This window comes from Microbacterium sp. C5A9 (genome assembly GCF_022627955.1).
Taxonomy (GTDB): Bacteria; Actinomycetota; Actinomycetes; order Actinomycetales; family Microbacteriaceae; genus Microbacterium.
This window is the reverse complement of the sequence record NZ_JABXGD010000002.1, coordinates 108,156-131,937: the sequence shown is the minus strand read 5'-3', so window position 1 is coordinate 131,937 and position 23,782 is coordinate 108,156. Positions and strand designations below refer to the sequence as shown.

The window sequence follows — 23,782 nt, the reverse complement described above, 5'->3', positions numbered from 1 at the left end:
GGCTCCGCTCAGCGGATGTTGCTGTCGTGCCCGTGACCGCCGGCAGGCAGCGTCGGGATCGACTTCTGCATCTGCACCAGGAACTCGACGTTCGAGTGGGTCTCCTTGAGCTTGCCCAGGACGACCTCGAGCGCCTGCTGCTGGTCGAGACCCGCGAGGGCACGACGCAGCTTCCAGGTGATCTTGACCTCGTCGGCGGACAGCAGCATCTCCTCGCGGCGGGTGCTCGACGCGTTCACGTCGACAGCCGGGAAGATGCGCTTGTCGGCCAGCTGGCGCGACAGGCGCAGCTCGCTGTTGCCGGTGCCCTTGAACTCCTCGAAGATGACCTCGTCCATCTTGGATCCGGTCTCGACGAGAGCCGTGGCGAGGATCGTGAGCGATCCGCCGTTCTCGATGTTGCGCGCGGCGCCGAAGAAGCGCTTGGGCGGGTACAGCGCCGACGCGTCGACTCCACCCGAGAGCACGCGTCCAGATGCCGGAGCGGCGAGGTTGTACGCGCGACCGAGGCGCGTGATCGAGTCGAGCAGCACGACGACGTCGCGGCCCAGCTCGACGAGACGCTTGGCGCGCTCGATCGCGAGCTCGGCGACCGTCGTGTGGTCCTCGGCGGGGCGGTCGAAGGTCGAGGCGATGACCTCGCCCTTGACCGTGCGCTCCATGTCGGTGACCTCTTCGGGGCGCTCGTCGACGAGCACGACCATGAGGTGGACCTCGGGGTTGTTCTGCGCGATCGCGTTGGCGATCTGCTGCAGCACGATCGTCTTGCCGGCCTTGGGCGGCGCGACGATGAGGCCGCGCTGGCCCTTGCCGATCGGGGCGACGAGATCGATGATGCGCTGGGTCAGCTTCTCGGGCACCGTCTCGAGACGCAGGCGCTCCTGCGGGTAGAGGGGCGTGAGCTTGCCGAACTCGACGCGGGTGGCGGCGTCGTCGATCGACAGTCCGTTGATCGAATCGACCTTGACCAGGGCGTTGTACTTCTGACGCCCCTGCTGCTCGCCCTCACGCGGCTGCTTGATCGATCCGACGATCGCGTCGCCCTTGCGCAGGTTGTACTTCTTGACCTGTCCGAGCGAGACGTATACGTCGCTGGGTCCGGCGAGGTAGCCCGTCGTACGCACGAAGGCGTAGTTGTCGAGGACGTCGAGGATCCCGGCGATCGGGATCAGGACGTCGTCCTCGCCGATCTCGGTGTCGAACTCGTCGGTCGGAGCTCCGCCGCGGCGCTTGTTGCGCTGACGGTTGCGACCGTTGCCCGACGACTGGTCGTCGTCGGCCGGTGCGCTCTGCTGCTGCTCGGGCTGCGCCGTGGCGTTGCCGTTCTGACCGCGCCCGCGGTTGCGGCTGCGGTTGCGGTTGCGTCCGCGTCCGCCCTGCTCGTCGCCCTCGGCGGAGTCGGCCGATGCCTCGGACGTCTGGTTCGCACCCTGGCCGTTCTCGGCGGGAGCAGCGTCTGCGGTCTTCTCAGCGGCGGGCGCCTCAGCCTCGGCTGCGGGCTTCTTGGCGGTGCGGCGACCGCGGCTCGGCTTCTTCGGCTCGTCCGAGGACTCGCCGCCCTCGGGAGCGGATGCGGCGGCCGGAACAGCGGGTGCCTCGGCGGCGGGCGTGGAGTCGGCCTTCGCTGAAGAGCGCGGTGCGGAATCAGCCTGCGCGGGCGCGGACGCCTCGGACGATCCGGCTTCCGCGGATGCGGCGGGGGCCTCTGCATCGGCCTTCTTGGCGCGGCTGCGGCGCGGCGCCTTCGCCTTCGGAGCCTCTGCGGTCTCCGCAGCGGGCGCATCCGTCGTCGCGGCGGACGCCGACTTCTCCGCCGCAGGAGCGGCGTCGGTCGTCGCCTTCTCGGCCTTCGCGGCAGCGGTGGCGGTGGTCGCGCGGCGCGGTGCGCGCTTGCGCGGGGGCGCCGTCTCGGTCGCTGCGGCGCCGGAGGCGGCGTCGGAGCTGACGGACGTGGCGGGGGCCTCGGCAGCGGGCGCCGCCTGGTCGTTCTGGGTCTCGGAGAAATTCTCCACGAGTACTCCCTCTTTGGTCTCGAAGACATGAGCGGTACGCGCACAACGGGTGCTGCGCGCGATCGCACGGGCTGGCGCTCGGCGCCAGGAAGCCTTGTCACCGGGCCGTCGAAGAGAACTGAGCTCTCAGAAGGAACAGTGCATCAGGGGTTCACGTGCGGGTCTTGCAGAGTTGCAATGGGGCCAGATTCACGCAGTTACGTGGAGCCCTCCGCTCGGTTCCCCACTGTACCACCACGCACGTCGACTGCGAGCAGCAGCGCTTCCCACGGGGTGTCGGTGGTCGATTCGGCCAGCTCCACGGCTTCCTGACGGCTGCCGGGGCCGTCGGCCAGCACCAGGACGCTGGGACCCGCTCCCGACACGACGGCGGCGAATCCCGCGCTCCGCAGCGTCTGCACGAGCCTCTGCGTCTCGGGCATCGCCTCGGCGCGGTAGTCCTGGTGCAGCCGGTCGGCGGTCGCGTCGAGCAGCAGCTCGGGGCTCTGCATCAGTGCCGCGATCAGCAGAGCCGACCGGGAGACGTTGAAGACGGCATCCTCCGTCGAGACGTGGGGCGGCTGCAGCGAACGCGCCTTCGACGTCGACATCGTGTACGACGGCACGAGCACGAGCGGCGACACTCCCCGATGCACGAGCAGCTTCTTGTGCTGCGGGCCGCGCTCCCCCACCCATGCGATCGTGAGACCGCCGAACAGGGCCGGAGCGACGTTGTCGGGGTGCCCTTCGATCTCGGTGGCCAGTCGCAGCATGTCGGCGTCGCTGATGACGACGTCGCCCTCGAGCAGCCCCTTGGCCGCGAGGATGCCGGCGGTCACGGCTGCTCCGGAGGATCCGAGGCCCCGCCCGTGCGGCACGCCGTTCTCGGCGACGATGCGCAGGCCGGGCAGCGGGCGCCCGACATCCGCGTAGACGTGCGCGATCGTGCGCACGATCAGGTTCGAGTCGTCGCGCGGGATCTCCCCCGCACCCGAGCCGGTGACCTCGATCTCGAGCTCTCCCGCGGGGAGCTCGGTCACGAGCAGGGTGTCGTACACGCTGAGGGCGAGACCCAGAGTGTCGAAGCCCGGGCCGAGGTTGGCGCTGGTCGCCGGTACGGTCACCTCGACCGTGCGCCCTGCTGCCACCGTCACTCGCCTTCCACGCGGAGCACGGAGACCACGCGCTCGACGACGGAGCTGTCGGCGAGGGCCGCGACGGTCACGCTCAGCGCCTGATCGGTCGCCCGGTGGGTGCCGATGACGAGGCGCGCCGTGGTCTCGTCCTCACCCTCGACGGTCTGCACCACGGTCGCGACCGAGACGCCTCCGTCGCTGAGGATGCCGGCGACCGTCGCGAGCACGCCGGGGGCATCCGACACCTCGAGGGTGACCTGGTAGCGGGTCGTGACGTGTCCGATCGGGACGACCGGAAGGTTGGCCCTGGTCGACTCGCCGACGCCCACCCCACCGGCGATGTGGCGGCGGGCGGCAGAGACCACGTCACCGAGGACGGCGGATGCGGTCTGGACTCCCCCGGCTCCTGCGCCGTAGAACATGAGCGAACCGGCGGCCTCGGCCTCGACGAACACCGCGTTGTTGGCCCCGTGCACGGAGGCGAGCGGGTGCGACTGCGGGATGAGCGCCGGGTAGACCCGCACCGAGATGGACTCGGTGCCGTTCGCCTCGATGCGTTCGCAGACGGCCAGCAGCTTGATCACGAAGCCGGCCGCACGAGCCTCTTCGATCATCGATGCCGTGACCGAGGTGATGCCCTCGCGGTGCACCGCGTCGAGCGGGACCGCGGTGTGGAACGCGAGGCTGGCGAGGATCGCCGCCTTCTGCGCGGCGTCGAATCCCTCGACGTCGGCGGTCGGGTCCGCCTCGGCGTAGCCCAGACGCTGCGCGTCGGCGAGCACGTCGCCGAAGTCGGCGCCCTCGGTGTCCATCCGATCGAGGATGTAGTTGGTCGTGCCGTTCACGATGCCCATGATGCGCACGACTCGGTCGCCGGCGAGCGAGTCGCGCAGCGGGCGGATGATCGGGATCGCTCCGGCGGCTGCGGCCTCGTAGTAGACGGACGCGCCGACACGGTCAGCCGCCTCGAAGAGCTCGGGGCCGTGTGTGGCGAGGAGCGCCTTGTTCGCCGTGACGACGTCGGCGCCGGAGCCGATCGCCTGCAGGATGCTGGTGCGGGCCGGCTCGATGCCGCCGATGAGCTCGATCACGATGTCCGACCCGAGGATCAGCGACTCGGCGTCGGTCGTGAAGAGATCCTTCGGCAGATCGGTGTCGCGTGGAGCGTCGAGGTTGCGCACCGCGATGCCTGCCAGCTCGAGCGATGCGCCCGCGCGGTCCGCGAGCTCGTCGCCGTGGCGCAGCAGGAGGGCGGCGACCTGGGAGCCGACCGCTCCGGCGCCCAGCAGCGCCACGCGAAGTCGTCGGTACTCAGTCGTCATTGCTTCTCCTTCGGAGGGTGGTTCGGTGATGCGTCGTCGGATCGCGCGGGTCGCGGATCCGACTCAGCGGTGTCGTGTCTCTGCCGCGGCCGGGTCGACCCCGACATCGCGCGACAGCACATCGGCGATGGTCTCGCCGCGCACGATGACAGTGGATCGTCCCTCGCGCACCGCCACCACGGGCGGGCGGGGAACGTGGTTGTAGTTGCTCGCGAGCGGCGCGCAGTAGGCACCCGTGGCGGGAACGGCCAGCAGGTCGCCGGGCGTCACGTCATCGGGGAGGTACTCGTGATCCACGACGATGTCGCCGGACTCGCAGTGCTTGCCGACCACGCGGCTCAGCTGCGCCGGCCCCACTCCCGCACGGGAGGCGAGACGGGCCGAGAACTGAGCGCCGTAGAGCGCGGTGCGGGCGTTGTCGCTCATGCCGCCGTCGACGCTGATGTACCGACGTGTGCCGGCGGCGCCGAGTGCGACGTCCTTGGTCGTGCCGACTTCGTACAGCGTGACCCCCGCGGTGCCGACGATGGCGCGCCCCGGCTCGAACGAGAGTGCGGGAACGGAGATCCCTCGCGCGGCGCAGCCCTCTGCCACGGCCGCAACGATCTCGCCGGCGAGCGTCTCGATGGGTGTGGGGTCGTCGACGCTCGTATAGGCGATGCCGAACCCGCCGCCGAGATTGAGCTGCGGCACGGGCCCCCCGTCGAGCAGGGCGGCGTGCAGTTCGAGCACCCTCTCCGCGGACTCGCGGAATCCCGCGACGCCGAAGATCTGCGAGCCGATGTGGCAGTGGAGCCCGGCGAAGTCCAGACTCTCGAGCTCTCGGATGCGCGCCACGGCCTGCTCCGCCTCGGGAAGCGGGAAGCCGAACTTCTGGTCTTCATGGGCGGTGGCGAGGAAGTCGTGCGTCTCGGCGTGCACGCCGCTGATCACGCGCACGAGCACGCGCTGGGTGGCGCCGGTCCGCGCTGTGATCGCCGCGAGTCGCTCGATCTCGATGGCGCTGTCGACGATGATCGTCCCGACGCCGACTTCGACCGCCCGAGTGAGTTCCGCGACGGACTTGTTGTTCCCGTGGAAACCCAGCGATGCGGGGGCGACACCGGCGGCGAGAGCCACCTCGAGCTCCCCGCCCGTGCACACGTCGACGCGCAGACCCTCATCGACGACCCAGCGGGCGACGATCGTGCTGAGGAACGCCTTTCCCGCGTAGTAGACCTGCGCGGTCGTGCCGTGGTCGGCCGCTGCCCTGTCGAACGCCGTGCGGAACGCGCGTGCCCGACCGCGGATCTCGTCTTCGTCGAGCACCAGCAGCGGGGTGCCGTACGTCTGCGCGAGGGTCGTCGCGGCGATGCCGGAGAGCGTGAGCGCTCCGTCGGCGTCGCGTCCGGCGGAGGCCGGCCACACCGCGTCGGGGAGATCGTTCACGTCGTCGGGCACGACGAGCCATTCCGGGGCGAGCGAATCGGCAGGGGAAAGCAAGGGACACCAATCGTGGGACGGTTTCGGCGCGAGGGCGCAGCGCGAGGTTGACCCGATTCTAGGGCACCCGGTATGCCTCACCCGTCATGGTGACCCTCTGCGTCAACCCCCTGTGAACACCCCCTACCGCCTCCTAAGGTGGGACGTGATGAGCACTGATTCCGCGTCCCAGAATGCCCAGCCTCCCGGCCTGATCGCTCGGGTGAGCGCGAAGGCGATCCGTTGGGCTCTCGAGCGCCGCCCCGTGCGCGCCTTCCTCCTCTACAGCGAGCGGCGGGGTCCCATGCTCGCCGATAGCGTCACCTACCGTGCGCTGTTCAGCGTGTTCGCCGGTGTTCTGCTCGGGTTCTCGATCGCGGCGCTCTGGCTGGCGGGCAACCCGGAGGCGTGGCGGGCCATCATCGACGCCGTGCAGTCGGTGGTGCCGGGCCTCATCGGCGAGGGGGGCGTGATCGACCCTGACGACCTGCGGGTCCCGCTGTCGCTCTCGATCGCCGGGATCGTCTCGGCCGTCGCCCTCACCGGATCGGCACTCAGCGCTGTCGGCTCGCTCCGCACCGCGGTACGCCTGATCTCGGGGACCGCGCAGGACGACATCCTGTTCATCTGGGTCCTGCTGCGCAACCTCCTGCTCGCGCTCGGCGTCGCGGTGCTCTTCGTCGCCTCGGCCGCGGTGACCTTCGTGGGCAGACTCGGCATCACCTGGATCACCGGGCTCCTCGGACTCGACGAGGACTCCGCGGCCGCGACGTGGAGCGTCAGGATCGTGTCGCTCCTCGTGGTCCTCGCGCTCAACACCGTGCTGATCGCCGGTGTCTTCCGTCTGCTCTCCGGTGTCGCCGCGTCGCCCCGCTCACTCTGGACCGGCGCGCTGATCGGCGGTGTCGGCCTGCTCGTGCTGCAGGAGCTCTCGAGCCTCTTCATCGGCGGAGCCACCAGCAATCCGCTGCTGGCCTCGTTCGCGTCGCTGCTGGCGCTGCTCATCTGGCTCAACCTCTCGACCCAGGTCATGCTCATCGCTTGCGCCTACATCGTGACGTCGGAGGACGAGCGGCACGACCGGGTGCACGCCCGCTTCGGCGCGAAGACCTTCGAGCAGCGGCGTGTGCAGCGGGCCGAAGCCGAGGTCGCTCTCGCCACCGCGACGCTCAGGACCGCGCAGGAAGCCGAGCGCGCGGCGCGCGGGGTCGAGCAGAAGACCGACTGAGGATCAGCTCTGCGGGCAGACGCCCGGCTGCTGAAGGGTCTCGTCGGTGACGATCGCACCGTCGACATCGACGTCGATCACAGCGACGCTCCCGTCGATCTGGAGATCTGACAGTGTGAGCCCTGCAGGGAGCCGGTCGGCGATGCAGACCCGCTGAGTCTGGGTGAGGTTCGCCCCGAGTGCACCGAGCGAGGACCCGACCTGCTCGGCATCGATCTCGAGGCCGCCCACGGTGAGACCGACCGGGGTGAGCTCCAGGTCGCCGTCCGCGACGCCCGGCGTCACCGTGAGCGAGATCGGGATCGCGACGCCCAGGACGCTGACAGACCCCGACACCGTGGCGTTCGGCGCCTCGAAGGCGACCGCGTCGACCGGCAGCTCGGTGCCCGAGAGCAGTTCGGTGAACTGGGACTCGTCGACGCGGATCGTGCCGGACGCTCCGTCGAGATCGCCTCCGCGCAACGGCACTCCCTCGGCCGTGACATCGACCGCGCCGGTGATGCCCTCGAGCGTGACCGAGTCGGTCGAGAGCTGCAGGCTGTCGAGGCGGCCGCCGATCAGCTGCGGCAGCAGGATGCCGTCAGCCGTCACGTCGAGCTGCTGATCGGCGGGCAGATCGAGCTGCTCGATCACCATCGAGCGGACGACGCCGGGGAGCACCGCTCTCGCGATGAACTCCGCGGCCACCACGAGCCCGACCAGCACCACGAGCACGATCGCGACCACCCACGGCCACCGCTTGCGACGGCGCGGTGCCGGCGCATCCGCTCCCTCACCCGGGATCACGAGCGTCGGGTGCTCGGAATCGGCGGCGGGATACGGCAGCGTGTGATTGTCGTCGCTCATGGTGCCATCCTGCCGTACGCCGGATCGGCGGACCGACTACATCCGCTCGGGTGCCGAGACTCCCAGAAGGTCGAGGCCGTTGCGGAAGACCTGTCCGGCCGCGTCGTTGAGCCAGAGACGCGTGCGGTGCACGGTCTCGATCGGGTCGTCGCCCTGCGGGATCACGCGGCAGTTGTCGTACCAGCGGTGATACAGGCCCGCGAGTTCCTCGAGGTACCGAGCCACGCGGTGCGGCTCGCGCACCTCGGCCGCGAAGGCGACGATGCGCGGGAACTCCTGCAGCGCTCCGAGCAGAGCGGCCTCTGTCTCGTGCGTGAGGGTCTCGGGCGCGAACTCCGAACGGTCGACGCCCGAGTCGCCGGCGTTGCGCGCGACGTTGTGGGTGCGGGCGTGCGCGTACTGCACGTAGAAGACGGGGTTGTCGTTCGTGCGCTTCTGCAGCAGCTCGGGGTCGAGGTCCAGCGGCGAGTCGGCAGGTGAGCGTTCGAGCGAGTACCGCAGCGCGTCGGTGCCCAGCCAGTCCAAGAGGTCATCCATCTCGATGATGTTGCCCGCGCGCTTGCTCAGACGCGCGCCGTTGATGGACACCATCTGGCCGATCAGCACCTCGACGTTCTCCTGCGGGTCTTCCCCGGCCGCTCCCGCGACCGCCTTGAGACGATGCACGTACCCGTGATGATCGGCCCCGAGGAGATAGATCTTCTTGGTGAAGCCGCGGTCGCCCTTGTTGAGGTAGTACGCGGCGTCGGCTGCGAAGTAGGTGTACTCGCCGTTCGAGCGGCGGATCACACGGTCCTTGTCGTCGCCGAAGTCGGTCGTGCGCACCCAGACGGCGCCCTCGTCATCGAACACGTGCCCCTGCTCGCGGAGCCGGTCGACGGCCTGGTCGATCAGGCTGGAACCGGACGGGTCCTTCGCGTGCAACGTGCGCTCGGAGAACCACACATCGAACGGCACGTTGAAGCGGCTGAGCGAACTCTTGATCTCGGCGAGCTGGAACCCGTAGGCGGCTTCGCGCGCGACCACCAGCTGCTCGTCCTCCGGAAGCTGCAGCAGGTCCGGGCGCGCCTGGAGCACGCGGCCCGCGAGCGTCGTGATGTACTCCCCCGGATATCCGCCCTCCGGTGTCGGCTCGTTCTTCGCTGCGGCGAGCACCGAGACGGCGAATCGCTCCATCTGAGCGCCCGCGTCGTTGATGTAGTACTCGCGGACGGCGTGCGCACCACTGGCGAGGAGCAGGCGCACGATCGAGTCGCCGAGCGCTGCCCACCGGGTGTGAGCGATGTGCAGAGGTCCGGTCGGGTTCGCCGACACGAACTCCACGTTCACGCTGACGCCGGCCTGCGACGTGTTGGTCCCGTACTTCTCCCCCGCGTCGACGATGACCTTCGCGAGTGCCCCTGCGGCGGCGGCATCCAGGCGGATGTTGATGAACCCGGGCCCGGCGACCTCGGCGCTCTGCACGCCGTCGACCTGCGCCAGCCCGTCGACGATCTGCTGCGCCAGCTCACGAGGGTTCGTGCCGAACGGCTTCGCGAGGCGCATCGCGATGTTCGAGGCCCAATCGCCGTGATCGCGGTTGCGCGGACGCTCGAACACGATGTCGGACGCGGTGACGGCGAGCGGCTCGCCGGGACGTCGTTCCTCGGCGATCGGTGCGAGGACGGCGAGAAGGGCTTCGGCGAGCGTTTCAGGGTTCATAGGCATCCCAGTTTACGGCTCGTCACGCGCGGGAATTTGCGCCGGGGGAATCGTGATCTACAGTCATGCCATGACCCCCGCCACCGCCCGCCGCCACCTGCCCGTCGCAGGGGTCGCGATCGCGGTGATCCTGGCCGTCGCGGCCGTGGTCCTCGGGGTGTGGAGACCATGGACGTCGTCGCCCACGACCGCACCGGTCGGCGCGGCATCCACCGATGCGAACACCGTCGCGATCTCCCCCGCTCCCCTGCTGCTGCCGGAGGATCCGACCGTGCTCGTCTTCGGCGATTCCTGGACCTACGGCTCGGCAGCGACCCTCCCCACCGAGGGGTACGCGTACCTGCTCGCGGATCTGCTCGGCGGAGAGACGATCGTGAACGGCGTGCGCGGCAGCGGCTACCTCAAGCCCGGCATCGACGGCCCGACCTTCGGGGAGCGGATCGCCGCCCTCGATCCGTCGCTCTCCCCCGACCTCATCATCATGCAGGGGTCGATCAACGACCGAGAACAGGGCGAGGCGGGCTATCGCGACGCGGTGACCGCCGCCTGGGACGCCATGTCGGCCACATACCCCGAGGCCACGATCGTGGTGCTCGGCCCCGCTCCGCACGAGCTTCCCGTGGGCGCGGGCACCGCCCGCATCGACAAGGATCTGGGCGAGCTGGCCGCCGCGCGCGGATGGTGGTATATCTCCCCCATCGCCCAGAGCTGGATCACCGAGCAGAACTACCTCTCGGTGATCGACGTCGATCTCGGACGCAAGCATCCCTCGACAGACGGTCACCGCTACCTCGCCGAGAAGGTCGCCGCGGCACTCGCCGAGCTCGGCGACGCGCCCGTGACTGAGGCCGGGTCGGAGACCACCGCCGAGCAGTGATATTGTCGACCGGTACGCCTCCGTAGCTCAGTGGATAGAGCGCCGGTTTCCGGTACCGTAGGTCGCAGGTTCGACTCCTGTCGGGGGCACATCACATCGGGTTCGCACGAGTCACGATTCGTCCGGAACCCCTTCGCAGAAGAACGGCCGCCTGAGATCAGGCGGCCGTTCTCCTTTCTGCGGCCGAGCTAGCGGCGATCGACGGCCGGCACGGATCGCCGCGACCGGGATCGGACGACGACGCGGAGCACGAGGTCGACGGCGAGGAATCCGACGAGGGTCCAGCCGACCGTCGGAAGCCAGATCCCGATCACAACGCCGGCGGCCGCGACGGCGGTGACACCCCACCACGGTGCCTCGCGAAGAGCGGGACCGGGCACGCTGCCGACGCGACGATCGGGGCGACCGGCGGGCCGGCGCTTCCACCACATCGCGTAGCCGATCACGACCATGGCCACGAGCGCGATGGCGATGAGGAACAGGACGATCTGATTGGCGAAGCCGAACAGCACGCCCATGTGGAGATTGATGCCCCAGCTGGCGAGTTTGGCGGTGAGAGGGAGATCGGCGAAGTCGATCCGGTCGACCACCTGCATGGTGGTGCCGTCGATGGCGAGCGAATCGCCCTCGGTGGGGAAGCCGGTCTTGATCTCACGGATCGTCCAGGCCGTCCCCGGCTGCGCGGGGGGCGTGATCTCGACCTGTCCGGTGTTGACGTTCGCGCGGTGCGCGATGGCGAGGATCGCGTCGAAGGTCGCCGGGTTCGCGGCGCCGGTGGGTGCGCTCTGGGCACCATGGTGGTGCGCGTGCTCGTCGGCATCCGCCGCCTGCCCGTCGAGGTCGGTGACGAGAGCGGGCGTACCCCCGTCGAACGATGCGCGGAGCGCGGAGACGTTCGCGCCGGCGAACTGCGACCAGGTGATGCCGGTCGCAGAGAGGAAGAGCGCGCCGAGCAGCACCCAGATGCCCACGGAGGTGTGCCAGCCGAAGAGGCGGCGGTAGCCCCGGTGTGCAGGGTTCGGGCGAAGGAGGTCCTTCTTCACACGCGCGCGGCGGATCCGGATGATCCAGAGGGCGAGGCCGGCGACGGCCACGATACCGAGCCACGACGCGGCGAGCTCGCTGTACACCCGCCCCGGCTCGCCCAGGTGGAGGTTGCGGTGGAGAGTGCTGATCCAGGTGCGCAGCGGAGTGGATCCGCTGGTGCCGTACACGACGAGGTCCCCACGGATCTCCCCGGTTCCTGGGTCGACGAACACCGCACGGGACTCGCTCGCCCCGAGCCCCTCCTCGGCGTACATGATGCGGGTCGTGTCGCCGTTCTCCGGCGCGGGACGCACGGCAGACAGAGCCGCATCCTCACCCAGATAGTCGTCTGCCGCCTCGATCTGCGCGGCCAGGGTGAGGGTCGTGTCGCTCTTTGGGGCATGGAGCTCGTGCGCGTACACCGCCTGCTCGAGCTGCGGCGTGAGCGCGTAGAGCGCACCGCTGAGCGCGGCGATGAGGATGAAGGGTCCGACGAGGATGCCCGCGAAGAAGTGGAGTCGCAGCAGCAGCGGGCCGAACCAGCGGCGAGCACGAGGGGCGGAGGGGACGGACGGCGGTGGCGCGTGGGTCTCGGTGAGGGTCATGGGGTGCTTTCAGGTGAGGAGGGTGTCGCCGATGAAACCGTCGTCGCTGCATCCCGGCGGGACGGCGAAGACGGCGGAGCCGATGGGCGTGGTCCACTCGTTGAGCAGGTCGAGTTCGTCGAGGCGCTGCTGCATGGGTGTGAACTGCCGGGCGATGTCGGCTTGGAAGGACACGAAGATGAGGCCGGAGTCCGACACCTCCGCGCCGAGGGGACGCTCGTCGTAGTTGTACCCACGACGGAAGATGCGTCGGCTGCCGTCGCCGCGTGCTCGGCGGATGTGCGCGAACTGCGGGATGACCGGGAACCCGATGGCCGTCGTCGCCTCGAAGTCGGGCTCATCGAACTCCGCCGAGCCCGTGAGGGGCGCACCGTTCGCGAGTGTGCGGCCCACGGACGCGTCACGCCCGCTGCGGTCGAGACGATCCCACTTGTCGAGATCCATCCGGATACGGCGGACCACCATGCCGGTGCCTCCCTCGAGCCAGCCGCCCCCGGACCAGACGATCTCGTCGAAGTCCGTCGTGCCCGGCTGCGGATTGGTGGTGCCGTCGACCTGACCGAACAGGTTGCGCATGGTCGTGCCAGGACGCTCGGTGCCGTATGCGCGACGGAAGCCCTGCTGCGTCCAGCGGATGCCGGCGAATCCCCGCGCATCCTTCAGGAGCATCCTCGTCGCATGCGCGACCGTGAGCGGATCGTCGCCGGCGATCTGCAGCAGCAGGTCGCCGTCGGAGAACTCCGGGCGCAGCTGATCCACGCGGAACGCCGGCAGCGGCGCCAACCAGTCGGGCGCGGCACCCCCGGCCCGCTCGACGAACCCCGGCCCGAAGCCGAACGTCACCGTGAGGCGCGCCGGTGAGAGCGCGAGTTCGGGTTCGGAGTCGGCGAGGGCCGGGATTCCCTGGGTCAGGCGGGCCGCGTCATCGGTGAGGATGCGCATGAGCCGGGTGAGTGCTCCGCGGTCGACGCCGTCGTGCAGATCGAGCGCGACGAAGGTGCCGTGCGCCTGCGCCGACGTGTCGACGCCGGCCTGGTGGGCGCCGAAGAAGGGAACCGTCTCCTCGCCGTTCATCGGTGTCGCGGGCGCGGGGGCCGGTGTGCGGGTGTTCAGGGCGATGTCCGCACCGACCGCCGCGACCGCGCCGACGCCGGCGACAGCCCCTCCGAGGAGGAACTGTCGCCGGGTCGACCCGGTGCGACGGGAGCGGGCGCCCTCAGCGGGCGCAGGCATCAGTGGTCCATGCCCTCGTGGTCGTCGCCCGACTCGTAGTTCTCGTTCGCGCCCGAGTAGTCCTTCACCGGCGCGGTGAAGTCCGACGTCGACTCGTCGGAGAACGTGAGCGTGAAGGTGACCTCGTCGCCCGCTTGCAGCGGAGCGGCGAGATCCATGAGCATGATGTGGTCGGCGCCGGGCTCGAGGGCGAGCTCGCCGCCGGCAGGGATCACGAAGCCCCCCTCGATCTCGCGCATGACCATCTCGCCGGACTCGTTCTCGACGGTCTCGTGCAGTTCGAGCATGCTCGATGCGGCGGACGTCACCGCGACGACGGTGACGTCGTCGTCGCCGGTGTTGACGAGCGTGCCGAATGCGGCGGACATCCCCTCGTCGGCCGACTTCACCCAGGCATCGTCGATCGTGACGGCGTCAGCCGCGGGGACCCCTGCGTCGTCGACGGGGGCGCTCTGCGGAGCGCACCCGGTCAGAGCGAACAGCGAGAGCGCCGCGACGGCGAAGATGCCGGCGACGGGCGCCGTGCGGGCGGTGCGGGTCGTGCGGGCGGTGAGTGTTGTGGTTGTGGTGTTCACGGTGGAACCTCTCAGAGATCATCTGCCGCGGAATCGCCGGTCTCCGGCGTCACGGCTGTCGTACGAGGACGACGAAGGAATCGGAAGACGGCGAGGAGCAGGACGGCGACAGCCGCCCCGATCCCGCCGACGAGCAGCACGCGCACGGCGCCGCTCGATTCGTCTGCGATCTGATCTGACACGGTCGTCGACGCATCGGGCGTCGACGGCTCACGTGCGTCCGAACTCGATCCGGTCACCATCGGCTCGGCGTCTCCGATGGCGAACGGGATCACACCGGAGATCGGGTGCCCGTCTTCCGAGACGACCTGCCACCGCACCTGATAGCCGGCGACCGGCATATCGGGCTTCAGCTCGGCGGTGACCTCGTTCCTCGACACCACCACCGAACCGGTGGCCCAGTCGGTGCCGGCCTCGTCGACGACGAGCACCACGGCGCCCGTCGTCGATTCATCGAGCACGAGGAGCTCTCCGGAGAAGGTCATCGAGACGCTCGACGGGGCCGCAGCGAGCTGCTCCCCTTCGGCCGGGGTGCTCGAGATCAGTTGATCGTGAGCGGATGCCGGCACCGCGGTCGCGACCACCGCGACCGCCGCCAGCATCAGCCCCGCCGCACAGGCGCGGAAAGAAGACATGGGTCAAGACCTCTCGACGGGCGCCGCCAGGGGCGCCGTTGCTGCGTTCGGATGCCGCGCACGACGTGCGCGGCGACGACGCACCGGCGCCCGGACAGGGCATCGGCGCGACTCGGTCGGATCAGATCGCGAGAGAGGCTGGCGGGGCACGACCGCGCAGCGATGCCAGGTGAGGAGAGCCTCGGCCGGGTGCGGCGACGAGGAATGCGCCGTGCAGCCGGCGTCGAGCGCGCGGGGCGAGGGCGACGACCGTGACGGAGGCGCGCTGACGCAGCCACCGGACCGCCTGGACGGCGAGTGCACGTGTCGCGTGCACCAGTCGTTCGCCCCAGTGCAGCGCCGCGATGGTGATGAGCGCCGCGCACAGGTGTCCGACCCACATGGGGCCGTGTGCGGCGACGGCATCCGGCAGCGCGGCACCGACGCCGGGCGGGAGGACGAGTGGCGCTCCGTGCACGTGCTCCGGCAGCGATGCACCCGAGGGGGTGACCGTGCCGAGCACGAAGAGTGTGTGGAAGAGGACCTGGCTCACGCCGACCGAGAGGGCGAGCCTCACGAGCGAGAGCCTTCTGCCCGCGAGGAGCGTGCAGAGCATCAGCGACAGGATCCAGGGCACGACGATCCCGAGCGGTCCGGGCATCTGCCCTCCGCCGGAGACGTGACCGGAGAGTGCTACGAAGGTCGCGAGAGTCGACGACGCGAAGCCGCGGACGACGGCCGGCTTGCGGGACTCCTTCACGCCTTCAGTCTGCCATGCTCTCGCCCCCCGCATTTCGCGAGTCTTCGGCGGCGATCCACCGGCGATGGCCCTGGGTGCGCTCAGCTCTCGGTGTCCCGCGGCAGCACCGTGAGCACGCGTTCGATGTGATCGCGGAACTCGGACATGAACGCCTGCAGGAACGTCGCGGTGCCCTGGTTCGTCACGGTGCCGTCGTCGGCGTAGTCGTCAGGGACGAACTGGATGTAGGCCTCGGGCGCCGTCATCTGACGGGCGTTGCAGAAGCTCAGCACGCCCCGCAGACTCTGCTGGGCGACCGCCGTGCCGATCGCGCCGACCGACGCCCCGATCACCGCCGCGGGGATGTGATCGAAGGAGTTCTGCCCCCACGGCCGTGATGCCCAGTCGATCGCGTTCTTGAGGCCGCCCGGGATCGAGCGGTTGTATTCCGGGGTGACGAACAGCACCGCGTCCGCCGAGTCGATGGCTTCTTTCAGCTCGACCGCGACCTCCGGATAGTCGTCGTCGTAGTCCTGGCTGTACAGGGGAAGGTCTCGGATGGGGATCTCGAAGAACTCGAGATCCTCGGGAGCCAGCCCGATCAGCGCGGTCGCGAGGACGCGGTTGATGGATGTGGAGGAGAGACTTCCGACGAAGTATCCGACGCGGTATGTCATGACTGTTCCTCTTCTCGTGGGGTGTCGCCTTCGGCGCTGCCTTCAGTCTCGCCCTGCGCCTCGGGCGCGTCCACCCCTGCGCGCGACGCGCGAGCGGCGAGCACCTGCGCGTGCGCGATCTCGAGCGAGCCGATCACGTCAGGACCACGCCTTTGCCCCCGACGGCTCCCGCCTCCATGTCACGGTGCGCCTCGACGATCTCGTGCATGGCATAGACGCGACCCACGGGGATCCGCGCCACTCCCTCAGCCACGGCATCGAGATAGGTCTGGAGCACCGGCGCGTCGAGGTCGGCGGCCTCGCCCGAGTACGCCGTGAGGCGCACCCCGTTGGGCAGCCAGTCCATCGGATAGAACTCCGGAATCGTCCACACGTCGGACAGCATCCCGGTGAAGCACACCGTGCCGCCCGTGCGCACCGACCGGAGGGTGTCTCGCATGACGTTCGCACCGACGAGCTCGATCGCACCGTCGACACCCCCGGGAACGAGCTCCCGCACCTGGGCGGCGACCTCGCCGTCGTCGATGATGACGTGGTCGACGCCGAAGGACTCGAGCAGCGGCCGCGCGCTCTCGCGACGAGTCGTCGACAGGACGGTGAGCCCGCGCAGCTGGGCGAGCACGGCGGCGGCGAGTCCCACCGACGACGTGCCGCCGCGGATCAGCACCGACTGCCCCGGCTGCGCCTGCAGACCGATCTCGAGCGATCCGTTCGCGGTCTGCAGCATCTCGGGAACCGCTCCCAACTGCTCCCACGGCAGGGCGCTCCGGAACGGGATCACCTGCGCGGCAGGCACCACGACGAACTCGGCGTATCCGCCGTCGAACTCGCGCCCCATGCCGCCCATCATCGTCATCACCTGGACTCCGGCTGCGAACTCTCCTCCCGGAGCGGCGGCGACGACCCCGGCCGCCTCGATGCCCGGGATGCGCGGGAAGCTTCCGCTGTATGCGGCACCGCGGCGGAAGTGCAGCTCCGAGCGATTCAGACCGAACGCCTTCACCCGGATCAGCACCTCACCGGTCGCGGGTGTCGGCACCGTCACCTCTCGGAGCTCGAGCACCTCGGGACCGCCCGCCCGTTCGACCACCACAGCACGCATCATGTCGCTCACGATCCGCTCCGTTCTGCGGACGTGGCGAGTCTCGCCTGAAGCGTGGCGAGGAGGGCCGTCACCGCGGTGACGTCGATGTCACCGACCATGCGCTCGAGAGAACCGGCGAGAGCATCCTCCCCGTCGACCCTCGCCCGCTCCCCTGCCCGGGTGAGGGCGAGGAGAGACGACCGGCGATCGTCGGGATGCGGCGCGCGTGCCGCGAGACCGTCCCGCTCGAGCCTGTCGACGAACTTGCTCGCGGCACCGATCGTGATTCCCAGGTCTCGACTCAGCTCGTTGACCCGCGCCGTCGGGGCGTGATTCGCGATGACACGCAGCGCCTGCAGCGTGCCGAGTCCCGTGCCGGTCTCCCGCGAGACCTCGCGCTCGATCGCGTTCCAGAGGTCGGTCTCATATCGCACGAGTGCGTCGAAGAAGTTTATGTGATCAGCAACCATCATCCTAGGAATTATATTCCTAGGAAGCTAGATTCCGGGATGACGATCTCGGATGATGGATCTCATCCCTTCCAGACGATGTGCGCACCGTCGAGAGGGCGCGACAATGACCGTACGCCCGACCAGGAAAGGCAGCACCATGACCGCATCCTCCCCCGCCGTGACGTACGAGAACTTCGCGCGCATCGAGACCCTGCGGATGTTCACGGCGATCGCCGGCAGCGCTGGCGGCGCCAACCGCTGGAATCACTTCCGCGTGCCCACGCCGATCGATCAGCAGACGGTGATCCGCATGAACCGCGACACGCTCTACAGCGCCGCGATCATCGATGTGTCGCAGGGCGCGACGCTGACGATCCCCGACGCCGGCGACAGGTACGTCTCGGTGATGCTCGTGAACGAGGATCACTACATCAATCGAATCCTGCACGAGCCGGGCACGCATGCACTGAGCGCTGATGACCTCGGCTCGGACTTCGTCCTCGCGGCGGCGCGGATGCTGGTGGATTCCGAAGATCCGGACGATGTCGCCGCGGTCAACGCACTGCAGGATCAGCTCGCGCTGTCCTCGGCAGGAGGTCGCGAGCTCGCGCCGCTCGAGTACGACGCGGCCTCGTTCACGGAGACGCGGGACGCCGTGCTCACACTGGCGGAGGGCATGTCCGATTTCGAGCGGGCGTTCGGCCGCGCGGAGGACGTCGACCCGATCCGCCACCTGCTCGGGACCGCCGCCGGATGGGGCGGGCTCCCCGAACACGAGGCGTATTACCTCAGCGTGGAACCGGGCCTCCCGCCCGGTGAGTACACCCTGCGGGTGGGAGACGTGCCCGTCGACGGGTTCTGGTCGATCTCGCTGTACAACGCCGACGGCTACTTCGAGCCGAACGACGCAGACCGCTACAGCGTGAACAGCGTCACTGCGGTGCGTGACCCCGACGGCGACGTCACCGTGCGGTTCGGTGGCGACCCGTCGGTGCCGAACTCCCTCCCTGTCAGCCAGGGCTGGAACTACCTGGTGCGGCTGTATCGACCGCGTCCCGAGATCCTCGACGGGTCGTGGACGTTCCCGACCATCGCCGAGTGAGGCGCGGACGCACCGAACCGCTCAGCCGGTCGCCCTCACACGTGCGACAGCGCGCGGGCCTTGATCCGCTCGTACTCGTCGGGCGTGATGGTGCCGTCATCGAGCAGGCTCTTCGCCTTGGCGATCTCATCGCTCGGACTCGACCCCGCGACGGTGCGGATGTAATGGTCCGTCGCGTCGGCGGTCGCCTGCACCTGCGCGGCGCTGCGTTCGGCCATGCCCTGCCCTCGTGCGATCAAGTAGACGAGTGAGGTGAGGAACGGCACGAAGATCAGGAAGATCACCCACACCGCCTTCCACCAGCCGCTGAGCTTTCGGTCTCTGAACAGGTCGCCGATGATCGCGAACAGCGCGAACAGGTACGAGATGAAGACGAACGCCCAGAAGAACCACCAGATGATGTCCCAGAACCCCTGCCAGAAACTCATGATCGACCTTTCGTGTGATGCCGTGGATGGTGTGTGCGTGCATGCGCGTCTGCGCGCGGGGAACAGCACACGCGCCTCGGGCGCTCCTCAGTATTCGCCTCTCCGAAACGGCATGATTCACCTCATCGGGGTGAACTTCGTGCGGCGCCCTCGACAGGCTGACTCCGCGGACGCGGAGGCATGAGAAAGCCCCCCTCGCGGAGCGCGAATCGCCCTGTTACCCTGGCGGCACTCGGGGGAGATCCGGTGCGCGCTATTCCAAAGGGGCATGCTGTGACCACGATCGAACAGCCGATGAGCGCGAGGCGCACGCGGGGACTCATTCCCGAGCTCATGATCCACCATCTCCGCAGACCGAGACTCGACATCTCGTTGGCTCTGCTGCGCGACGGCGGTGCCCGCATCCTGACCGTCTGGAGCGCGGCGGGATCCGGCAAGACGGCACTCCTCACCGAATGGGCGCAGCGGCTCGACTCCGCGCACCATGCGGTCCGCTGGCTCGACAGCCGCGGTTCCTTCGACGAGGAGCACCCCGTCCTCGACGACGAGTGGGTCTTCGTCGACGACGCGCATCTCGTGGACCCCGGCGTCCTCACCCGCCTGCTGGACAGCGCTGTGGGCACGGGGCGGCGGGTCATCGCGGCCGGACGGTTCCAGCCCGTGCACAGCCTGTCGTACCTGGCCGCCGCAGGAACCCTCGTGGAGGTGCGCGGCGATGAACTCGCCTTCACCCCCGAGGAGGCCTCGGAGCTGGCAGGCCTGCACGGCGTGCATCTCGGCAGAGCCACCTCGACGGCTCTGGTCACTCGCACCGCGGGGTGGGCCACGGGCATCGCGCTGGCGGTGCCGAAGCTGCTCCACGGCGATGTCGACGACGTCATCGAGCGGTTCGTCGCCGATTCGCGCGCAGTGGGCGACTTCCTCTCGGCCGAGATCCTCGACCACAGCAGCTACGACGAGGTGGAGACACTCATCGCGGGAGCGGTGTCGGAGTCGCTTCCGGGCGAGCTTCTCGTCGAGCTGACCGGGCGCGCGGACGCGCAGGTGATCGCCGGCAGGTTCGCCTCGGAGAACTCCCTGCTGACCGTGCGCGACGAACGGGTGTCGTTCCATCCCGTGCTGTTCGCGTTCCTCCAAGCCGAGGGACGACGACGGGATCCGGCCGCTCACCGCGACAGTCACGGCCGTGCCGCGCTGTGGTACGCGGCGCGGGAGCATCCTGTGGAGGCACTCGGACACGCCCTGCAGAGCGAGAGCGCGTCGCTGATCCGGGGGATGGTGGAACGCTTCGGCCTCGACCTGGTGCTCGGGGGCCACGGTGCGCTCGTCGGCCAGGCTCTGCGAGCGCTCCCCCGCGGCACCGAGACCCTGGGCGTGATCGTGGCGCGTCTGCTCCTGCAGATCCCGTTCTCGACGGACCCGCTGCTCTGGGCGCGACTGATCGAGGATGCCCGCCAACACGACCATCCGAGCTATCAGCGCACCCCCTGGCCGACCGCGCTCGAGGCCATCGAGTGCTTCCCGCCCGACGGCGTGTGTCGCACGGCCGAGCTGCCCGACCTCCGGGCTCCGCGCCATCTCGCGGCCCGGGCGACGTCGCTGCCGCTGGATCTGCTCTGCACTCTCGCCGAAGCGCAGATGCTGAGAGTCGCAGGCGAGACCCGCGATGCGCTGGCCGCGGCGGGACGAGTGGTCGAGTCCGCCGGCACGACCGGATATCAATGGCTGCAGCTGCACGCCGCCGAGCTGTACTCGAACTGCGCGATCGAGCTCGAGGAGTGGGAGAAGAGCTCGTCGATGGAGGAGCGCGTGGCCGAGCGAGGCATCACGCTCGCTCCGGGCATGACTGATCCGGTGCGCGCCGCGGCCGTCATCATCCGCGCCAGCCGCGACTACCAGCAGGGCGAGCCGCTCTCGCGCGAGCTCGACGACGTGGTCGCGTCGCGGGGTGGAACCGCCGATGCCATCGCCGTGCCCGCACGGGTGCTCCAGCTCCTCGAGACTCTCGACGCCGCCGACGACCCCCTCGACGCCGCCGACGAGCTGGAGAGCATCCTGCACGCGTCGGGCTCGCGGTTCCGGCGCCTGGTCGCCGCCGCCTCTCTGCAGATCGTGGCTCTGCGCGTCGCGCAGGACGAGCTGCCCGTGGCCGTCGCCTTCGCGGACTTCACCGAGGAGATGCTCGGCGACGACTGCCTCGAGCTCGCCAATCTGCGTTTCGTCCTCCGTGATCCGTCCCACCCCGAGCGCGAGGCGGAGCTCACCCACGCGATCGCCCGCGGTGCGCGCTGCTGGCATCCGAACGCGGTGGTGGGCGCATCCGTGCTCCTGGCCGAATCCGCCCACGCCGCCGGGCGCGACCACGTCTGCATCTCGCACCTGACGACGGCCCTCACACATGCCAAGCGATTCCGCACCGTGCGCCCGTTCCTCCTGCGCGGCGCGGCGGGAGCCCGACTGACCGGACTGTACGAGGGACGCTTCGGGCATCTCAACCCGCTGTCGTCCACCGTGGCACGCCTCGCACGCGTGGCACCGGCCGGCCCCGGCCTCACCGTGGCGCTCACGCCGAAGGAACACGACATCCTCGTCGAGCTCCCGGTTCATCAGAGCGTCGCCGACATCGCCGCCGGGCAGTACCTGAGCGTGAACACCGTGAAGACCCACCTGCGCAACATCTACCTCAAGCTCGGAGCCACCGGTCGCACCGAGGCGGTCAAGCGGGCGACCGAGCTCGGACTCCTCTGACCCGAGCGGTCCCGCCTGACCGCTCTCTCGAGCACATTCACCTGGGACGGGTGAAGTGCCCGGAGCCACGGTGCATGACGATGGGTCGCATGGGGGCCGCGGACTCACGCATCAAGCACTACGAGATACGCCTGCCGTACGCGCGCTCCGACACTCTCGCCGCCGCCTTCCCCGAGCTCGAGGCCGTGCAGATCGACCCGAGCACGACGCTCCTCTCCGGCCCGATCCGCGATCAGGCAGAGCTGCACGGCCTGCTCATGCGCATCGCGGGCATGGGCCTGGAGATCACCGAAGTGCGCCAGAAGCCCTGAGACTCCGCTATGCAGCCTGATTCCGGTGGGAGGACGACTCATCCTCGTCCCGCCGCTTCGCTGCTCCCGACCCGAGGGAGATCGTCGACAGGAGACCGAGGGAGAGGAATCCCGCGGCCGTCCACGCGGCGAATCGCGTGCCGTCCGAGAACGCCGCTTTGGCGTCGTCCGCGATGTCGGCGGTGTCGGGCTGAGCCTCGAGTCCGCTGATCGCCGCACCCGCGCTGTCGACGACGGAGGCCACGATCTGATCCCGCTGCTCGGCGGGCAGGCCGCGCGCGTCGAGGGAGGACGAGAGGATGCCGGCCGTGCTGGTGAACAGCACCGTGCCGAGCACGGCGACACCCAGCGCGGCTCCGAGCTGCCGAGAGGTCGACTGCGTGCCCGATGCCGCACCGCTGTCCGCCACCGGGACGTCGGCGAGAACGACTCCGGTCAGCTGCGCCGTGGCAAGCCCGACACCGAGACCGTAGACGAAGAGGAACGGGATGAGCGGCACCCAGGACGCATCCGGAGCGATGACGAATCCGACTCCGGCGACTCCGATGATCTCGGCGAGGAGACCCGCGCGCACGACCCAGACCGGTGCGATCTTGCCGCTCGCCGCACCGGCGGCGCCACTGGCGACGAACGACCCGCCGGCCAGGGCCAGCAGCAGCAGCCCCGTCTGCAGGGCGTCGAAGCCGAGCACGAACTGCAGCCACAGGGGCAGCGCCAGAATGATGCCGAACTCGCCGAGCGACACGACCGTGGCGGCGATGTTCCCGTTGCGGAACGACGGGATGGAGAAGAGACGCAGCGCGAGAAGCGTCGACGCTCCCCGGCGCTCGCGATGCACGCCCCAGCCGATGAAGGCGATGAGCGCGACGACGGCGAGAGCGAAGGCGAGCGGGATGGGCGACAGATCGAACGGCCAGGACCAGTCGCCGATCTGGGGGCGCTGGTCGACGAGCCACCACCCGTAGGTGCGCCCCTCGATGAGCGCGAAGACGAGACTGCCCATCGTGATCACGGACAGGACGGCCCCCACCACGTCGATCTTCGAGGTGCGATCGCTGCGCGACTCGGCGACCGTGAGCAGGACTCCGATCACGATGATGATCCCGAGCGGGATGTTGATGCCGAATGCCCACCGCCACGAGAAGGCGGTCGTCAGCCATCCGCCGAGCAGCGGACCGACGGCGGCCATACCGCCGATCGTCGAGCCCCACACCGCGAAGGCGATGCCCCGCTCGCGCCCGCGGAACGTGGCGTTGATGATCGACAGCGTGGTGGGAAGGATCATCGCCCCGCCGACGCCCTGGGCGAGACGGGCGAGGATGAGCATCCCCCCGTCGGGGGCCAGTGCGGCGAGGACCGACGATGCTGCGAACACGACGACGCCGATGACCATGACGCGCCGTCGGCCGAACCTGTCGGCAAGACTTCCGAACACCAGCAGCAGCGCGGCGAACACGAGGGTGTACGCCTCCTGCACCCACTGCACCTCGGTCGAGGTGATGCCGAGATCGTCGACGATCGCGGGGATGGCGACGTTGACGATCGTCGAATCGACGATGATCAGCGAGACCGCGATGCTGATGAAGACCAGACCGACCCAGCGCAGACGTTCGTACCGTTCCATGA

The 23,782-nt window shown here is 69.4% G+C and carries 22 protein-coding genes and 1 tRNA gene; 6 read left to right on the top strand and 17 right to left on the bottom strand.

Annotated features, from left to right (window positions below):
* Positions 1-8: 8 nt before the first annotated feature.
* From rho to lysA, 4 genes are all read right to left on the bottom strand, one after another.
* Positions 9-2,012, bottom strand: a complete 2,004-nt coding sequence (gene rho, locus HWD99_RS03775) for a transcription termination factor Rho (protein WP_241794915.1) — start codon at positions 2,010-2,012, stop codon at positions 9-11.
* Between the two features lie 197 nt (positions 2,013-2,209).
* Positions 2,210-3,145: a homoserine kinase gene (gene thrB / locus HWD99_RS03770; protein WP_241794914.1), complete on the bottom strand. Its 936-nt coding sequence runs from the start codon at positions 3,143-3,145 to the stop codon at positions 2,210-2,212.
* Positions 3,142-4,449 carry a homoserine dehydrogenase gene (locus HWD99_RS03765; RefSeq protein WP_241794913.1) on the bottom strand — a complete coding sequence of 436 codons (1,308 nt, stop codon included), beginning with the start codon at positions 4,447-4,449 and terminating at the stop codon, positions 3,142-3,144. The genes thrB and HWD99_RS03765 overlap by 4 nt, the downstream gene beginning before the upstream one ends.
* Before the next feature lie 63 nt (positions 4,450-4,512).
* Complete coding sequence (gene lysA, locus HWD99_RS03760; RefSeq protein ID WP_241794912.1) at positions 4,513-5,931, bottom strand: diaminopimelate decarboxylase; 1,419 nt, start codon at positions 5,929-5,931, stop codon at positions 4,513-4,515.
* Between the two features lie 148 nt (positions 5,932-6,079).
* Here lysA and HWD99_RS03755 point away from each other — a divergent pair, with 148 nt between their 5' ends.
* Entirely contained in the window at positions 6,080-7,138 is a 1,059-nt protein-coding gene (locus tag HWD99_RS03755) for a YihY/virulence factor BrkB family protein (protein ID WP_241794911.1), read from the top strand.
* A 3-nt stretch (positions 7,139-7,141) separates the two neighbouring features.
* On the opposite strand, the gene HWD99_RS03750 is transcribed toward HWD99_RS03755, so the two are convergent.
* Positions 7,142-7,984 (bottom strand): DUF2993 domain-containing protein, encoded by an 843-nt coding sequence (locus HWD99_RS03750; protein WP_241794910.1) that lies wholly within the window; start codon positions 7,982-7,984, stop codon positions 7,142-7,144.
* A gap of 36 nt (positions 7,985-8,020) precedes the next feature.
* Positions 8,021-9,685: an arginine--tRNA ligase gene (gene argS, locus HWD99_RS03745; RefSeq protein ID WP_241794909.1), complete on the bottom strand. Its 1,665-nt coding sequence runs from the start codon at positions 9,683-9,685 to the stop codon at positions 8,021-8,023.
* A gap of 70 nt (positions 9,686-9,755) precedes the next feature.
* Between argS and HWD99_RS03740 the strand changes: the two genes are divergently transcribed.
* Together HWD99_RS03740 and HWD99_RS03735 are read left to right on the top strand one after the other, a co-directional pair.
* Positions 9,756-10,562 (top strand): SGNH/GDSL hydrolase family protein, encoded by an 807-nt coding sequence (locus HWD99_RS03740; RefSeq protein WP_241794908.1) that lies wholly within the window; start codon positions 9,756-9,758, stop codon positions 10,560-10,562.
* 16 nt (positions 10,563-10,578) lie between these two features.
* A tRNA-Arg gene (locus HWD99_RS03735) sits at positions 10,579-10,651 on the top strand.
* A gap of 99 nt (positions 10,652-10,750) precedes the next feature.
* On the opposite strand, the gene HWD99_RS03730 is transcribed toward HWD99_RS03735, so the two are convergent.
* From HWD99_RS03730 to HWD99_RS03690, 9 genes are all read right to left on the bottom strand, one after another.
* Positions 10,751-12,193, bottom strand: a complete 1,443-nt coding sequence (locus HWD99_RS03730; RefSeq protein ID WP_241794907.1) for a PepSY domain-containing protein — start codon at positions 12,191-12,193, stop codon at positions 10,751-10,753.
* 9 nt (positions 12,194-12,202) lie between these two features.
* On the bottom strand, positions 12,203-13,426 hold the full coding sequence (locus HWD99_RS03725) for a Dyp-type peroxidase (RefSeq protein WP_241794906.1): 1,224 nt from the start codon (positions 13,424-13,426) through the stop codon (positions 12,203-12,205).
* A complete protein-coding gene (locus tag HWD99_RS03720) occupies positions 13,426-14,001 on the bottom strand; it encodes a copper chaperone PCu(A)C (protein WP_308220677.1) in 576 nt (191 codons plus the stop codon). The genes HWD99_RS03725 and HWD99_RS03720 overlap by 1 nt, the downstream gene beginning before the upstream one ends.
* 11 nt (positions 14,002-14,012) lie before the next feature.
* Positions 14,013-14,636 carry a copper resistance CopC family protein gene (locus HWD99_RS03715; RefSeq protein ID WP_241794905.1) on the bottom strand — a complete coding sequence of 208 codons (624 nt, stop codon included), beginning with the start codon at positions 14,634-14,636 and terminating at the stop codon, positions 14,013-14,015.
* A 121-nt stretch (positions 14,637-14,757) separates the two neighbouring features.
* On the bottom strand, positions 14,758-15,375 hold the full coding sequence (locus HWD99_RS03710) for a hypothetical protein (protein WP_241794904.1): 618 nt from the start codon (positions 15,373-15,375) through the stop codon (positions 14,758-14,760).
* An 80-nt stretch (positions 15,376-15,455) separates the two neighbouring features.
* Positions 15,456-16,031 (bottom strand): NADPH-dependent FMN reductase, encoded by a 576-nt coding sequence (locus HWD99_RS03705; protein WP_241794903.1) that lies wholly within the window; start codon positions 16,029-16,031, stop codon positions 15,456-15,458.
* Positions 16,028-16,168 carry a hypothetical protein gene (locus tag HWD99_RS03700; protein WP_241794902.1) on the bottom strand — a complete coding sequence of 47 codons (141 nt, stop codon included), beginning with the start codon at positions 16,166-16,168 and terminating at the stop codon, positions 16,028-16,030. Before HWD99_RS03700 ends, HWD99_RS03705 begins: the two co-directional genes overlap by 4 nt.
* Positions 16,165-17,136: a zinc-binding dehydrogenase gene (locus HWD99_RS03695; RefSeq protein ID WP_241795428.1), complete on the bottom strand. Its 972-nt coding sequence runs from the start codon at positions 17,134-17,136 to the stop codon at positions 16,165-16,167. The genes HWD99_RS03700 and HWD99_RS03695 overlap by 4 nt, the downstream gene beginning before the upstream one ends.
* 5 nt (positions 17,137-17,141) lie before the next feature.
* On the bottom strand, positions 17,142-17,588 hold the full coding sequence (locus HWD99_RS03690; protein ID WP_241794901.1) for a MarR family winged helix-turn-helix transcriptional regulator: 447 nt from the start codon (positions 17,586-17,588) through the stop codon (positions 17,142-17,144).
* A gap of 136 nt (positions 17,589-17,724) precedes the next feature.
* On the opposite strand from HWD99_RS03690, the gene HWD99_RS03685 reads away from it, so the two are divergent.
* Positions 17,725-18,669 carry a DUF1214 domain-containing protein gene (locus tag HWD99_RS03685; RefSeq protein ID WP_241794900.1) on the top strand — a complete coding sequence of 315 codons (945 nt, stop codon included), beginning with the start codon at positions 17,725-17,727 and terminating at the stop codon, positions 18,667-18,669.
* A 35-nt stretch (positions 18,670-18,704) separates the two neighbouring features.
* On the opposite strand, the gene HWD99_RS03680 is transcribed toward HWD99_RS03685, so the two are convergent.
* Positions 18,705-19,097, bottom strand: coding sequence for an SHOCT domain-containing protein (locus HWD99_RS03680; protein ID WP_241794899.1), 393 nt, complete (start codon positions 19,095-19,097; stop codon positions 18,705-18,707).
* A 273-nt stretch (positions 19,098-19,370) separates the two neighbouring features.
* Here HWD99_RS03680 and HWD99_RS18650 point away from each other — a divergent pair, with 273 nt between their 5' ends.
* Both HWD99_RS18650 and HWD99_RS03670 read left to right on the top strand, forming a co-directional pair.
* Complete coding sequence (locus tag HWD99_RS18650) at positions 19,371-21,845, top strand: LuxR C-terminal-related transcriptional regulator (RefSeq protein ID WP_241794898.1); 2,475 nt, start codon at positions 19,371-19,373, stop codon at positions 21,843-21,845.
* Positions 21,846-21,919: 74 nt separating this feature from the next.
* Positions 21,920-22,156: a hypothetical protein gene (locus HWD99_RS03670; protein WP_241794897.1), complete on the top strand. Its 237-nt coding sequence runs from the start codon at positions 21,920-21,922 to the stop codon at positions 22,154-22,156.
* A 7-nt stretch (positions 22,157-22,163) separates the two neighbouring features.
* Here the strand turns inward: HWD99_RS03670 and HWD99_RS03665 are convergent, their stop codons facing one another.
* Positions 22,164-23,780 carry an MFS transporter gene (locus HWD99_RS03665; RefSeq protein ID WP_241794896.1) on the bottom strand — a complete coding sequence of 539 codons (1,617 nt, stop codon included), beginning with the start codon at positions 23,778-23,780 and terminating at the stop codon, positions 22,164-22,166.
* Between the last annotated feature and the right edge of the window lie 2 nt (positions 23,781-23,782).

Bases quoted from the DNA above. Each gene is read 5' to 3' on its own strand.
- HWD99_RS03765 (WP_241794913.1), bottom strand. From the start codon at position 4,449: ATGACGACTGAGTACCGACGACTTCGCGTGGCGCTGCTGGGCGCCGGA.
- HWD99_RS03755 (WP_241794911.1), top strand. From the start codon at position 6,080: ATGAGCACTGATTCCGCGTCCCAGAATGCCCAGCCTCCCGGCCTGATC.
- HWD99_RS03750 (WP_241794910.1), bottom strand. From the start codon at position 7,984: ATGAGCGACGACAATCACACGCTGCCGTATCCCGCCGCCGATTCCGAG.
- argS (WP_241794909.1), bottom strand. From the start codon at position 9,685: ATGAACCCTGAAACGCTCGCCGAAGCCCTTCTCGCCGTCCTCGCACCG.
- HWD99_RS03740 (WP_241794908.1), top strand. From the start codon at position 9,756: ATGACCCCCGCCACCGCCCGCCGCCACCTGCCCGTCGCAGGGGTCGCG.
- HWD99_RS03730 (WP_241794907.1), bottom strand. From the start codon at position 12,193: ATGACCCTCACCGAGACCCACGCGCCACCGCCGTCCGTCCCCTCCGCC.
- HWD99_RS03725 (WP_241794906.1), bottom strand. From the start codon at position 13,426: ATGCCTGCGCCCGCTGAGGGCGCCCGCTCCCGTCGCACCGGGTCGACC.
- HWD99_RS03715 (WP_241794905.1), bottom strand. From the start codon at position 14,636: ATGTCTTCTTTCCGCGCCTGTGCGGCGGGGCTGATGCTGGCGGCGGTC.
- HWD99_RS03705 (WP_241794903.1), bottom strand. From the start codon at position 16,031: ATGACATACCGCGTCGGATACTTCGTCGGAAGTCTCTCCTCCACATCC.
- HWD99_RS03695 (WP_241795428.1), bottom strand. From the start codon at position 17,136: ATGATGCGTGCTGTGGTGGTCGAACGGGCGGGCGGTCCCGAGGTGCTC.
- HWD99_RS03690 (WP_241794901.1), bottom strand. From the start codon at position 17,588: ATGATGGTTGCTGATCACATAAACTTCTTCGACGCACTCGTGCGATAT.
- HWD99_RS03685 (WP_241794900.1), top strand. From the start codon at position 17,725: ATGACCGCATCCTCCCCCGCCGTGACGTACGAGAACTTCGCGCGCATC.
- HWD99_RS03680 (WP_241794899.1), bottom strand. From the start codon at position 19,097: ATGAGTTTCTGGCAGGGGTTCTGGGACATCATCTGGTGGTTCTTCTGG.
- HWD99_RS03670 (WP_241794897.1), top strand. From the start codon at position 21,920: ATGACGATGGGTCGCATGGGGGCCGCGGACTCACGCATCAAGCACTAC.
- HWD99_RS03665 (WP_241794896.1), bottom strand. From the start codon at position 23,780: ATGGAACGGTACGAACGTCTGCGCTGGGTCGGTCTGGTCTTCATCAGC.